Here is a 13,778-nt window from a genome sequence, read left to right as displayed (position 1 = left end):
ATCAACCATATCGTAATAGCAGACGACACAAGTGACGATAACTTGTGTCGTCCAGCATATCTCGCCACACCAACACCAGCCGCTTACGTTTTAGATCTCTAAGTTGAAACACTAAAATTAATGGACTGATCCACAGCAGTTTGATCTGACAAGGTGCGTCCAGTTGATCGCAAGAGGCCTGCCCCGCTTCATCTACCCAGAACTCAAATGACCATAGCTTTAATTTAAGCCATTGTAGGATAAAGAAGATGGCTAAGCCGATAGCGACAAGCCATTTAAACAGTGTAATAGCAAGATGGTTTATTGCAGGCCAAGCAAGTAAAGAGGTAAAGCAAACAGCGGCAAAAATGACCAACGATAATCGTTGGTCAAAGGAGGAAAGTAAGGTGAAACTATGGCGCCGCCCGGCCACGAACCTGAACCACCATTTGCGCTAATTGTGGATCGGGGCAAACTTCATGTCCCATAAACCAGGCAAACAACTCTGGATCTTCACACTCTAACAAACGTACAAATATGGCTTTATCTTGAGCAGACAGCGACTCATATTGAGTCTCAACAAAAGGTTGAAACAACACATCAAGTTCAAGCATACCTCGGCGGCACGCCCATCTTACTCTGGCAATATTCATTGGCTCAGACACAACTTCTCCCTTATCTGTCATTACGCCCACATAATTGGCGCCACATAATTTAACAGCGCAAGTGTACCAGTAACGCTTTAAGCTGGCATCAATTTAAAATCGTTGTACTTGGAGATCTTTACCACCAAACAGATCTGAAAAATCGGTGGCCAATAATCTTTTTACCGCCGGATGTTGTATCATCCGCTCGGCAAACATTACATGGTAAACCTCGGTAATATCCGTGGTTTCCCCTAAAAGATGCATGTCATGAGCAAGGATATCTTGCTTGTAGATGGAAGGTGCGACAAAGATCCCGCGGTTGAAATAACCAAACGCTTTCATCATCGCTGCATCATCAAACTCGCCCAGAATAGACACATTAAGGCCATTCTCATCAAACCAATGGTGTAACTGCTGCCCAAGCGAAGTGCGTTTACCTGGGATCAGTAACTTACCCTGCTCTAAACATTGGGGAAACGGTTTCGAATAGCTTTCAGAAGAGAAGAATGCAACGCCACATTCACCTAATTTCTTAGATAAAATTTCGGGATACTTTAACGACTCGCCGGCACAATCGGAAAGGATCATATCCAGCTTATGGGCACGTAGCCGCTCCATTAAGCTTTCATGAGTTGCTTCATAGCAGGCTAACTGCATCGAACCATCACTCGGTACCACAGAGAGTAATACTCGGCTGGCTAATGCCTTAGAAAGTGCATCGGCGATCCCAACTTCAAACAGGATATTATTGTCTTTCTGATAATTAAGAATATCGAGCATTTCATAGCTAAGCCGAAACATCTTATCGGCATAGCGAAACACTAATTCACCTAATTCGGTAGGCTCTAAAGAGCGACCAACTCGTTTAAATAAACTGCCATTTAAACGACCTTCTAACACGCGGATTTGACCGGTTACCGTTTGCGGCGTTAAGCAAAGGGTCTCAGCCGCTTTCGCGACTGAGCCTTTTTTATGCACCATCCAAAAATAATACAGATGGTTATAGTTAAGATGGGACATCAATGGTGATATTCACTCCGCCAATCAGACTATTTCAGTCTTTGGCAATCCATCAAGCTGTAAACCACTTCGGTTAATTCATCCGGCGTTTTAATACTACCCGCCAAATAAGCTTCCACAAGTCCACTCACCAAAGCATCGCGATCTGGGATTCGATCTTCGCAATAGGTGCGATTTGCTTGTTGAAAACGAGAACCACTGCGATACTTTAATGCACGAGATTCATAGCCATTGCCCTCGAGGCGTTTTCCGACGGCATTAGGCTTATACATCAAAGCTCCATCGACCACACCTTCAAGATAAGAATGACAAATATCGCTTTCAGTATTTTTACTGCAAGCATCGAGCTGTGAAGCCGAAGCTGTCGATATCATCCCTAAACTCAGCACTAATGCTAAACACACTTTTATCATGCTTTATCTCCTTTTTCAGGCAGTACTTTAGACAACCAGAAATAGCCAATTACCGCAGACAATATAGAACCTGTGAGAATACCAAGCCGTGCAACATCACCATAGCCACTACTATCGCCAATAAAGGCCAACGATGAGATAAACATCGACATGGTAAAACCAATACCACACATCACGGCAACCGGTGCGATATGGCGCCAGCCCATACCGTCAGGTAATACAGCCAACTTCAACTTAACCGCGATAAAGCTAAATAGCATTACGCCTAATGGCTTACCTAATAATAAGCCTAACGCAATGCCCACTGGAACCGGTGACATTAAATCGCCAATACTCATGCCTGACAAATCAACCCCTGCATTGGCGAAAGCAAAAATAGGCAGAATAATGAAAGTGCTCCACGGATGTAGGCTATGTTCCAAATGTTCCGACGGAGAGCTACCATCTTTAGCTCGAAGAGGAATACAGAAGGCAATAATCACACCCGCTAGCGTGGCGTGTACGCCTGACTTTAATACCGCTATCCACAAGATTAAACCCACGACACCATAGGGCCCAAGTGCCGTTACACCTTTACGGTTCATAGCCACTAAAACGACAATCGCCACAGCTGCAACAACGAGACTAATAGTCGATAAATCCGTGCTATAGAACATAGCAATAATCACCACAACACCTAAGTCATCGATAATCGCTAAGGCAAGTAAAAACACCTTAAGTGCAACAGGAACACGATTACCTAATAACGCCATGATCCCAAGAGCAAAGGCAATATCTGTCGCAGCCGGAATCGCCCAGCCGTTCTGGGTTACCGGGTCACTATAGTTAAAAATCAAATAGATTGCTGCAGGGAATACCATCCCGCCAATAGCCGCAAACGTTGGCAGAGAAGCCTGAGCACGTGTCGATAATGCACCTTCGAGTAGCTCACGCTTAACCTCAAGACCAATCAACATAAAGAAAAGTGCCATTAGACCATCATTGATCCAATGAATTAGGGTTTTATCTATATCTAAGCTTCCGACACGAACTTGCATCTCCATGTGTAAGAAACCCTGGTACATCCCTGAAAGCGGCGAGTTAGCCATAATCATAGCTAATACTACGGCTCCCATTAACAAGATCCCGCCGGCAGATTCTTGGCTTAGAAAATTTCTGATAGCCTTTTCCATATATAACTCCATAATCACTCAATCTATTGAGTCTAGCCGAACGCAACCAGACTGAATAATCGTTTGCCTCTGCTTTAAACATCGAAATTTCCGATGTATTAACTGTAGTAGGCTCTGCCAGTGTAATCAACTGAATTCGAAGTTTATTGAAATAAATCAGTCTAGAAACGTTTATGTGATTGGAGTCACAATTAATTACGCTAAGGAAGTAAGAATTTTTATGCTGTTCAAATAAATAAAGCGCCAATCATCGATAAAATCTTTGGCGCTTTAACCTCAGTATTTCCTCATTATCAGGGCTTAAACAGAGAATGGATACTTGATGGCTTCATGATGTTGATAACCCGTCACTTCAAAATCATCCATGGTGACCCAGGTTTCCAGATCGGTAAGCGACTTGATATCAGGATTAATATGTAATTGCGGCGACGGGAATGGTTCGCGCTTCAATTGCACCTCTTTCATCAGCGGCAACTGATCTTCGTAAATGTGAGCATTTACTATCTTGTGATAAGCCGTACCAGCCTTATGTCCAGTAATTTGTGCCACAATCGCCAACAGTGCGAAGACTTGGACTTGATTAAAGTTCAGCCCAAGCGGCACATCACACGAGCGCTGGAAACTATTTAAATAAAGCGTATCGCCCAACAGAGAGAAGTTATGAGTGTGCATACAAGGGCGTAGACAGCCCATGTGAAACTCACCGGGATTATAAAAACTTAAAATCTCGCCGCGATCATCAATGCCTTTACTGAGGTTATCGACAATCTTCTTAAATTGATCGACAGTACCACCATCGGGCTTGCTCCAACCGCGACCCTGAACGCCATAAACTCGGCCCATGTCATCATGGCCTTTACGATGAGGATTGTTCAACCAGGCACTGTTCTCATTGGCGTTAGCATCCCAAGTTTTAGCGCCCAACTTTCGAAAATCTGCAGCGTTATCGTAGCCGCGTAAATAACCAAGTAGCTCAGCAATGGCACCTTTCCAAAAGCTTTTTCGAGTGGTAATTAATGGAAACTCATTATGGTCGACTCGATACTCTAAATCGGCATTGATAACCGTCAGACAGCGCTTACCTGTACGCTCGTTTTCAACCCAAACACCTTCATCAATAATTCGGTTACAAAGCTGCAAATACTGTTTCATGATTCCCTACTCAGTTATCGCAATTAATCGATTGCTTGCTAACACATTAGATGCAACAAACATAAACTTATATTAAGTGAATACTAATTTTAGCCCGGTCACGATAAGCAACAGGGCAAAGATTTTTTTCAATCTTGCTGTCGGCCAGATACTCGCAGCCTTTGCACCTAAAGGCGCGGTTAACATAGAACAACACACTATGCCCACTAACGCCGGCAGATAAATATATCCCAAGGTATAATCGGGTAGCCCTTGTGCACTCCAACCTGCAGCAACATAACTCACGCTGCCAAACAAGGCGATGCAAGCCCCTGTGACCGACGAAAAACCGATAGCTAGGCGCATCTGAATACCACACCAACATAAAAATGGCACCAGCAAGACACCACCACCAATGCCCATTAATGCCGCAATAATCGCAATCAACATTGCCGCAAGAAACAGAAAGCTAGCCTTGGGTAAATCACGTTCAACCGCCGCAGTTTTAAACGGAAACACCATCTGAATCGCCATAAGAATGACGAACATCGCAAAAGTCTGTTTCAGCAGATCGGCGCTAAATAATGCCGACACAAACCCCGCCGATAAAGCGCCGAGTATTAATCCTGGCAACATGACTTTCAATAAAGGCCAAGGAACATTGCCCCGCTTGTGATGAGCGCGAGCCGAAGACAATGAAGTAAGAATAATGGCGCCCAGCGAAGTCGCAATAGCCACATGAGTTAAATGCTCAGGATATACACCAACGGTAGGCAAAAGATACAGCAGTACGGGAACGGCTATCAAACCGCCACCAATCCCAAGTAAACCTGCCATAAAACCGATAAAAGCACCTAAGACTAAACAACTTAACACTATGCTGATCATGGCTTCTCGATTATGGCGTATAGAAAGTCCAATAGCTTAAATGAATTTAACCCAGATTGAAATTATCCCTAGGCTAATCCAAGCGTTTAGATAAACTCTTCTAATTGATTATCTCGCAGGTATTGAGCGACAAGCAGCCTCACTTCGCTGCCATTAGTGAGGGCTAAGGCTTTTTCTAATAACTGATTGAGATCGGTACAAGACACCCGTCTAATGAGGTAATTGATTTTAGCCAAGCTACCTTGATTCATACTCAACTGGCTATACCCCATAGCCACCAACAAGATAACCCCAATGGGCTCACCAGCTAATTCGCCACAAACACTGACTGGCAATTGATAGGTATCACACTCAATACGCGCCCGCTTTAAGGCACGTAAGATCCCCGGATGATAACAATCATACAGCGGGCTCACTCTTGGATTATTACGATCGACCGCTAACAAGTATTGGGTTAAATCATTGGAACCCACGGAGATAAAATCAACCCGTTTGGCCACCTCTTCCATTTGGAACAGCAGCGCCGGAACCTCCAGCATAATTCCCACTTTAGGGCGCTGAAGTTGGGGATCATAATCTTGCTTCACTTCTATATAGGCCTGATCAAGATAAACAAGGGCCTGATCAATCTCATCGAGACAGCACACCATAGGCAACAAAATATGCAACTGATCGCCGCCAGCCGAAGCCGTTAACATGGCGCGCAATTGCACTAAAAATAGCTCAGGATGATCCAGAGTTAGCCGAATACCACGCCAACCGAGGAAAGGATTCACTTCGGTGATAGGTAAGTAAGATAAAGGCTTATCACCACCGACATCTAAAGTTCGCATCACCACAGGTTTATCGACGGCTGCCTGTAGTACCTGACGATAAACGTCGACTTGCTCGGCCTCGCTCGGGAAACGACTTTGGAGCATAAACGGAATTTCGGTGCGGTATAAGCCTATGCCATCGGCACCCTCGGCAATTTCAGAAGCCAGGCTGCTGAGTAATCCGGCATTCAGATACAGATGAATACGCTCGCCATCACGAGTTTGAGCCGGTAAAGCCAGTTCGTCAGAATAACGTTTTTGCAGTGCCTTCTGCGCCGAAATGTGGCTGCGATATTCACGGATCAAAGTTGGTGTAGGAGAAACTAACACTTGGCCGCGGCTGGCGTTTAAGATTATCTGCTTACCATCAATACCCGCCTTTAAAATTCCTTCGACACCAATAACGGCAGGAACCCCAAAGGCTCTGGCTAAGATCGCTGCATGAGAATTCACTCCACCTTGTTCGGTGACTATGCCCACCAACTTATGTTGTGGGAACTCAGCCAGCATGGTCGCGGTTGCTTCCTTAGTCACTAAAATCACTGGCGCCGATAACTCAATGTGCATCTTTTGCGGCTCAATAAGCTCACGCAAAACACGTTGGCCTAAGTCTCTAATATCACTGGCGCGTTCTTGCAGATATGGATCTTGCATCTGCATAAATTGCGCAATATAACGCTGTGAGACTCGACTTACCGCCGAAATAGCGCACCAACCAGACTCGATTTCGCGGGCATACTCCCCCCCTAAGCTGGTGTCATCGAGCAACAGCATTAAGGCAGAGAATATCGACTGAACTTCCTTTTCATTGTCACCATCGAAGCGCTGCGATAAGGCACTTAAGGTATTGCGACAAGAGCCCAGAGCATTCTGCAGTTGTTGTGATTCCTGTTCGATATCTTCGGCAAGTATCTCATCTTGCTCGAGTGAGATATCACCACCAATGACCATTGCATGCGCAATCACCACACCATCGGCTGCGGCAGTACCATTTAAAAAATATTGATCTGGGGTCGATTTGACCTCGGCTTTTTTACGTTGCTCCCGTACCGCCACCGCAAGCTGCGCGGCCAACGTCATTAAGAAGGCTTCTTCCGCTTCGCTAAATTGGCGCTCATCGGCTTGCTGCACAACGAGTACACCAAGGATTAATTTCTGATAAATGATCGGTACTGCAAGAAAGGCTCTAAAGTCTTCTTCAGCAGCTTCGCTAAACAATTTAAACCTAGGGTGAAGTGGCGCATCTGCAAGATTTACCGGCTCTTCCCGCTCAGCGACAAGCCCCACAAGACCTTGAGTGAGCGGCATCTTTACATTGCCAACAGCTGAAGGATCGAGGCCGTCAGTCGCAGACAGCACCAGTTGCTGCTCTTCTAAGATATAAATAGAGCAACATTGAGTTTCCATTGCGGATTTGGTTTGTTTAACCAATAAAGATAAGGCAGATTGGAGATCTTCAGCCGCGGCTACAGCCTGAGTAATGTCCCGAAGCGTTTTTAACACAGCCTATCTCTCCCTTTACTTTAAGGCCTTATGACCTAACGAAATACTCCTGCGATTCCTATCAAAAGGAATGATCAAAGCGCCAATTAACGCCGTTTAATTCTAATCAGAATAAAATAGCGATACTCTATACAGTATCGCTAACATGATTGAAGCATAGATGATGTCCAATCTTAAGTCTTAAAAGCTCCTACCTACGACGACCTCTTCTGCGGCCACTATTCGTGGATTGTGCCGCCTGAAATGGTAATGCCGTTGGCGCAAACTCCTTCATGACTTTGCGGTATACATCCCGTTTAAACGATACTACTTGTCTCACCGGATACCAGTAACTCACCCAACGCCAATCATCGAATTCAGGATGACCGCAAGCATTGAGATCAATCGCAGACTCTTGGCTTTTTAACTGCAACAAAAACCACTTCTGTTTTTGACCGATACATAAAGGTTTACTGTCTTGCCTAATTAACCGTTTCGGTAATCTATAACGCAACCAGGAACGAGTTGAAGTTAAAATTTGTACATGTTCTGCTTTTAACCCAACTTCTTCATACAACTCCCTATACATGGCTTGTTCGGCTGTTTCGCCTTCATCTACGCCACCTTGTGGAAATTGCCAGGAATGCTGACCAAACCTTCTAGCCCACATAACCTGCCCAAAGCGATTACAGATAATGATGCCTACATTTGCACGAAAGCCGTCACTATCAATCACATGGACTCCAAAATGAAATATTCTAATGAATCGATTGTTTCACAAAGCGGCTTGCTCGGCAATTGTCTCTTAACAGATATTATTTGGATAAAAAACAAAAAAATGAGTTTTTATCAACAACGATAGTAGAGAAAATCTGAGGATATCCACAAAATCTGTGGATATCTCTGTTTGAAACTCAATTAAAAATGTTATTTGTCTAGAATAACAACCAAATGGGCGGACACCACTACCTTACCAACAAAACAATAACAAATTGTATTAAAAGATAAAAACAATAAAAACAGTTAGGTTGAAACCGATAAATAAAACGATCGCATAAATTTCAAACAATGACTTTCTTTAACTGGATTAAAAAATCATTCCTGCAGGGTTATGCACAGCTAAATATATTTTTCAATAAATAGACCAACAAAAACGGCCATAAATGGCCTTGACTCTGACGAATAAAGCACTTTTCAAACTTTAAATGCAGACTTATCCAAAAGTTCTGTGGATAAACATGTTGGAAACGTTGGGGAAATCACAGGGTAAAGTGACTCATGGTGTTAACCATAAAACAAAACAAATAAACAAAACATTATTTTTCAATACTTTAGTAAAATTAATTCAGTTAATATTTTATACCATTTCAACAGCGACTACTTTTTAACCAGCATTTGATTAAGTGGCTAACTTGAGTAAAATCCCATTATGAACATCAGATCACGCTCCCCAAAATCCATTAATGAGCTAATGCAACGCGCACAAGATATGGCAGGGCTCACCCTAGGCCAGCTTGCATCCTTGCACAACATTGCTGTGCCTCGCGATCTTAGAAGGGATAAAGGTTGGGTTGGCCAGCTAATCGAACATGAACTTGGCGCCCTTGCCGGTTCAAAACCTGAACAAGACTTTCTCCATCTCGGCGTAGAGCTAAAAACCATCCCCATCGATGTCAATGGTAAACCTTTAGAAACTACCTATGTAACTGTCGCGCCATTAGTGAATATTCAAGGGTTAACCTGGGAGCAAAGTCTGGTTTATCACAAGCTACAGAGGGTACTTTGGGTACCGGTTGAAGGCATGCGTGATAAACCCATAGCACAACGCCGCATTGGAATGCCGATCCTTTGGACCCCATCCGAGGATGAATTTGCCATGATCCGCCAAGACTGGGAGGAGATCATGGAATTAATCGCATTAGGTAAAGTGGAGCAGATCACCGCTCGACATGGTGAGGTTCTACAACTGAGACCCAAGGGAGCCAACAGCCGCTCTGTCACCCAAAGCATTAATAATGAAGGCCTAATATCCCAAACTAATCCCAGAGGGTTTTATTTAAAGATCCCTTTCACCCAATCCATCCTTAATCATTATTTTAATTAACCTCTATCGAGCTAGACCCGAATCTCGACGCAAATGCATATGGCTCAGTTTAAAATAGCAATGAGATTGCACTGCAATAACAAAAAATAACAGCAAACCAAACTAAAGCAAATTACAAACACAAAGCATCCAACCAAAAAATAATTAAAACTAAGTGGTTAAATCCACTCCTGTTGGTAAAACTGGATTTTTAACCAACATCTGAACTTCATTTGACCTACATCACAAATAACACTGGAAATTGTAGGGATGTTTTCTATACACTAGCGCCTCTTGAAACATCTGCATCATCAGGATTAGATTTTAACGTGAGAGCACGCAGACAAGCGAAGAAGCTTACATTTGCGATTGCAGCTTGGACAGTGGCCATGGCGGCGTTTGTATTTTTCCGCTATTCACAATCACCTGAACTTCCCCAGTGGGCGGTAGGCTCTGCCGATCTCGCAACATTGTCCATCTACATGGGGCTGATTTTTGGTAGTCTGCACTGGATGTCGAACTTGATCGCTGACTTCAGCACGATCAACCGTATGCCTTATCTTTTTTCAGTCTTTTTCAAAGGACTGTTCTTATTACTTGGGGCGACAACTCTCGCCTACATTACCCAGTTCCTCAATATGTGGGCCATTGAGAACCATGTGTCAACCTTACGGCAGATGCTCACCGCGCATATTTTATATAGCCCCTCCTTTCAGGCGCTAATCATCTATTTAGTCGTGGTAAGAGTCGGTTTAGCCTTTATTGAGCAGATGGCGTTAATTGTAGGGCCCCGTATTTTGCTGAATATCGGTTTAGGTAAGTATCATAGACCCAGATATGAACAACGCTTGTTTCTGTATCTTGATATGGTGGCGTCAACAACTCATGCGGAATCCTTAGGTGATTACCGTTTCAGCCGATTGATCCAAGACTGTTTTAGTCTGTTGTCAGACACCATAGTCAACAACGAAGCTGAAATTTATCGCTATATGGGCGATGCGGTGTTGATCTATTGGCCCACCAAGTTAGGGGTAAAACATGATAGAAGCTTGAATGTCTATTATGAATTTAGTCAGGAACTCAACTGGCAACGTAAATATTTCGAAGAGCAATATGGCTTTGTGCCCAAGTTCAAGGCAGCGGCTCACTGTGGCCAAGTTGTGGCGGCAGTGGTTGGAGTTCAAAAACAAGAAGTGAGTTTCTTTAGTGATGTACTCAACACCTTAGCGCGACTTCAAGATCAGTGTAACCCGCTAGGCCAACGCATGTTGATTTCAGGCTCACTACACTCTCAGCTAGATACCAGCTCGAGTGACTATCAGTTCGACAACTTAGGTCCAATTAAACTTAAAGGGAAACAATACTCGATTGAAGTATTTGGTGTTTCCCCAAAAGTATCAGACAACTAAATCACAACTTACCCGCTTTCTAGTTGTGAGCATCAGCCAGCAAGGTTTCAATCGCTTTGCCTATGGTTCTAAAGGTCATGATACGGCTAGACGTTTGACGCCATACCAAGCCAATATCGCGATATGGCGCTTCTCCCGGCGGCGTGATCACCGCAAGATCGGTATCCTTTAAAATCCCCGCATCGATCGCCATTTGTGGTAAAAACGTGGTACCCAATTTGCTGTTAACCATCTGCACTAAGGTATGCAAACTCGTCGCCGCAAAAGGGTTAATCTTGTCGCTGTCGCCCAAGCGGCAGGCACTGATCGCATGACCCGTAATACAATGCTCCGACTCCAACAAGAAAATACTCTCATCGGGCAACAATTTATAATCGATAGGTTGACTAATATCAGAAGATAACTCTTTATGGATCACCAATTTGAAGGGGTCGATTCCTACCTTCATACTGTGATAACCACTGGTATCGGCAGGCAATGCCAATAACAACAAATCTAACTCACCTTTACCCAGAGCATCGAGTAAACGTTCGGTGGTATCCTCTTTTAAAAACAAGGTAAGCTCGGGATAACTCGCCTGACAATGCCTAACAACACGGCTCAACAAAAATGGCGCGATTGTCGGGATACAACCCAAACGAATATCACCTGTCATCGGCTGCCCTTGATGCTTCACCAACTCCACCAAGTCATCCACATCGGTTAATAATTTGCGTGAGCGTTGCACCACTTCTTCACCAATAGCGGTGAAAATAAAGGATTTATGATCTCGTTCAATCAACTGGTGACCCAATTGCTCTTCTAAATTTTGAATACCACTGGATAGTGTCGACTGACTCACGTGGCACAATTTAGCCGCGCGATTAAAATTCTGCTCTTGATAGAGGTTCACCAGATAAAACAGGTTCTTCAAACTGGGCAAATGTTTCATAAAATCGATTACCAACAAGTTTTTATATTCAAATATTCAATCTAACTTTAGCACACCAAGTCGTATCTATCCCTCTGTTTAAAAGCTGTTTTGTGACTCAGAGCTAAAATCTAGCCAGACTCAAGGACACGCTCAACCGCTTTAAGCCTACACATTTCACCTAAGCCGATATAACAGACAACTCAATCATCCGCACAGCCGTCAGTTACTGTTGTAATACCAATCAGGCTAGTCATCAGCAAGACCACAAAAAAAACCCTCGATGATTGCTCATTGAGGGTTTTAACCGTTAGGCGTATCTGCGTAACTTAAGCTTTTGATTCTAAATACTGCTTAAGCTCACTTAAATCTTTGCTGGCGTTATCAACAATCACTTGTAACCAAGCTTCATGTCCTTCTGCCCATTCAGGGGCTTCACCGTGTTGCAGTAATTGAGCATATTGCTGGATACGTTTTAAACCAACCGAACCCGCAGCACCTTTGAATTTATGCGCTTCTGAACACAAGGTTTCTTTATCTTGTGCTTCTTTTGCGTTAACTAGGTTGCCGACATACTCAGGCATAAGCTGCTCAAACAAGACGACACTTTTAAGCAAGGTACCAGCACCGATTGCACTGCAGTATTGCTCAAGTGTGTTGAGATCCAATATTGATTCTAACTCAGCTGTTGCCATATCAAGGCACCCCTCAAAATAATGCTTTACTGTATGAAAATAAATTCACCACATAATACCGTCTATAATTGCGGGTGCAACTAATTGCAGGTATATGGAGGTAAAAACCTTTGTTATTTAACTAATTTTTAACCTTTCGTTAATCAAACAATCAAAACTTGGCTTACTTTGTAATATCAATCAACCAATGATTAATAGCTCAATGTCCCTAAATAGTGTCCCTGCCCCCCATGTGCCTCTAGGTCATTTACAATGGCCACTAAGCCCTCCCAACGAAAAGCACACCAATCGGGAGCCAGTAACATTGGCTTCTTCGCATAAGCAGTAACACGATGAAAAACAATATCTTTAGGCGTATAGCGGATCAACTCAGAAACACTATAGGCGTATTGTTCTAAGGTCAATAACTCGAGACGGTCAGCACGCCAAGCCTTAGCCAGTGTGCTTCCTTCTACAATATGCAGAGGGTGTAATTTTAGTCCATCGACACCACAATCGATAACCGCCTTATGGGTCGCCAGATAATCACTATGAGTTTCACCAGGTAACCCCAAAATTAAATGGGTACACACCTTAATTCCTGCTCGGCGAGCCCTAATCACGGTATCTCGATATTCATCGAAACCATGACCACGGTTGATTCGTTTTAAGGTATCAGGATTGGCGGTTTGCAGCCCTAACTCCAACCAAACCTCGATCCCCTTTTGCTGGTAACTCGCCAAGAGATCGATCACTGCTTGTGGCACACAATCCGGACGGGTTCCCACGCACAAACCGACGATGTCAGAGTCTTGTATCGCTTCATCGTATTTCAGTTTCAGCACTTGGTATTCATCATAAGTACTGGTATACGCCTGAAAATAAGCGATAAATTTGGAGCTTTTACCTTTACTACGTTCGCGGCCTTTGGCGAGTTGCTCGGCGATAGAATCTAATGTGCCATGTTCATGACTAAAGGATTCAACATTACAGAAGGTACAACCTCCCCTTCCTAAGGTACCGTCACGGTTTGGGCAGGTAAACTTAGCATCTATAGTTAATTTTTTAAGCCGTTCACCATACTTTTGTCGGCATTGAACCCCAAAAGTATTTACATGACTATCTAAACCCACTTATTACACTCAACTATTTCTA

The 13,778-nt window shown here is 43.7% G+C and carries 14 protein-coding genes; 2 read left to right on the top strand and 12 right to left on the bottom strand.

Going from position 1 to position 13,778, the window contains the following annotated elements:
- Position 1: 1 nt before the first annotated feature.
- The 9 genes from L1D21_RS03060 to rppH form a co-directional block, all read right to left on the bottom strand.
- Positions 2-412 carry a protein YgfX gene (locus L1D21_RS03060; RefSeq protein ID WP_345773502.1) on the bottom strand — a complete coding sequence of 137 codons (411 nt, stop codon included), beginning with the start codon at positions 410-412 and terminating at the stop codon, positions 2-4.
- Entirely contained in the window at positions 393-632 is a 240-nt protein-coding gene (locus L1D21_RS03055) for a succinate dehydrogenase assembly factor 2 (protein ID WP_239844178.1), read from the bottom strand. Before L1D21_RS03055 ends, L1D21_RS03060 begins: the two co-directional genes overlap by 20 nt.
- Positions 633-737: 105 nt before the next feature.
- The gene (nhaR, locus tag L1D21_RS03050) at positions 738-1,646 is read right to left on the bottom strand and encodes a transcriptional activator NhaR (protein WP_239843751.1); all 909 of its coding nucleotides are present in this window, start codon (positions 1,644-1,646) and stop codon (positions 738-740) included.
- 29 nt (positions 1,647-1,675) lie between these two features.
- A complete protein-coding gene (locus L1D21_RS03045) occupies positions 1,676-2,059 on the bottom strand; it encodes a hypothetical protein (protein ID WP_239843750.1) in 384 nt (127 codons plus the stop codon).
- Positions 2,056-3,231: a Na+/H+ antiporter NhaA gene (gene nhaA / locus L1D21_RS03040; protein WP_239843749.1), complete on the bottom strand. Its 1,176-nt coding sequence runs from the start codon at positions 3,229-3,231 to the stop codon at positions 2,056-2,058. The genes L1D21_RS03045 and nhaA overlap by 4 nt, the downstream gene beginning before the upstream one ends.
- A gap of 300 nt (positions 3,232-3,531) precedes the next feature.
- Positions 3,532-4,383, bottom strand: a complete 852-nt coding sequence (locus L1D21_RS03035) for a thymidylate synthase (RefSeq protein ID WP_239843748.1) — start codon at positions 4,381-4,383, stop codon at positions 3,532-3,534.
- A gap of 72 nt (positions 4,384-4,455) precedes the next feature.
- Entirely contained in the window at positions 4,456-5,250 is a 795-nt protein-coding gene (locus tag L1D21_RS03030) for a sulfite exporter TauE/SafE family protein (RefSeq protein WP_239843747.1), read from the bottom strand.
- An 86-nt stretch (positions 5,251-5,336) separates the two neighbouring features.
- The gene (gene ptsP / locus L1D21_RS03025; protein WP_239843746.1) at positions 5,337-7,568 is read right to left on the bottom strand and encodes a phosphoenolpyruvate--protein phosphotransferase; all 2,232 of its coding nucleotides are present in this window, start codon (positions 7,566-7,568) and stop codon (positions 5,337-5,339) included.
- Between the two features lie 190 nt (positions 7,569-7,758).
- Complete coding sequence (gene rppH / locus L1D21_RS03020; RefSeq protein WP_239843745.1) at positions 7,759-8,283, bottom strand: RNA pyrophosphohydrolase; 525 nt, start codon at positions 8,281-8,283, stop codon at positions 7,759-7,761.
- 693 nt (positions 8,284-8,976) lie between these two features.
- Here rppH and mutH point away from each other — a divergent pair.
- Together mutH and L1D21_RS03010 are read left to right on the top strand one after the other, a co-directional pair.
- Entirely contained in the window at positions 8,977-9,651 is a 675-nt protein-coding gene (mutH, locus tag L1D21_RS03015) for a DNA mismatch repair endonuclease MutH (RefSeq protein ID WP_239843744.1), read from the top strand.
- A gap of 308 nt (positions 9,652-9,959) precedes the next feature.
- Positions 9,960-11,039 (top strand): adenylate/guanylate cyclase domain-containing protein, encoded by a 1,080-nt coding sequence (locus L1D21_RS03010; RefSeq protein ID WP_239843743.1) that lies wholly within the window; start codon positions 9,960-9,962, stop codon positions 11,037-11,039.
- 19 nt (positions 11,040-11,058) lie between these two features.
- Here the strand turns inward: L1D21_RS03010 and oxyR are convergent, their stop codons facing one another.
- The 3 genes from oxyR to L1D21_RS02995 all read right to left on the bottom strand — a co-directional run bounded on the left by oxyR (position 11,059) and on the right by L1D21_RS02995 (position 13,756).
- Positions 11,059-11,970, bottom strand: coding sequence for a hydrogen peroxide-inducible genes transcriptional activator OxyR (gene oxyR, locus L1D21_RS03005; RefSeq protein WP_239843742.1), 912 nt, complete (start codon positions 11,968-11,970; stop codon positions 11,059-11,061).
- Between the two features lie 308 nt (positions 11,971-12,278).
- Positions 12,279-12,644: an Hpt domain-containing protein gene (locus L1D21_RS03000; RefSeq protein ID WP_239843741.1), complete on the bottom strand. Its 366-nt coding sequence runs from the start codon at positions 12,642-12,644 to the stop codon at positions 12,279-12,281.
- 191 nt (positions 12,645-12,835) lie between these two features.
- Positions 12,836-13,756: a TIGR01212 family radical SAM protein gene (locus L1D21_RS02995; RefSeq protein WP_239843740.1), complete on the bottom strand. Its 921-nt coding sequence runs from the start codon at positions 13,754-13,756 to the stop codon at positions 12,836-12,838.
- Positions 13,757-13,778 lie beyond the last annotated feature (22 nt).

The organism is Shewanella sp. Isolate11 (genome assembly GCF_022398315.1).
In the GTDB taxonomy this organism is placed as follows: Bacteria; Pseudomonadota; Gammaproteobacteria; order Enterobacterales; family Shewanellaceae; genus Shewanella.
This window is presented reverse-complemented; position numbering and strand designations above follow the sequence as displayed.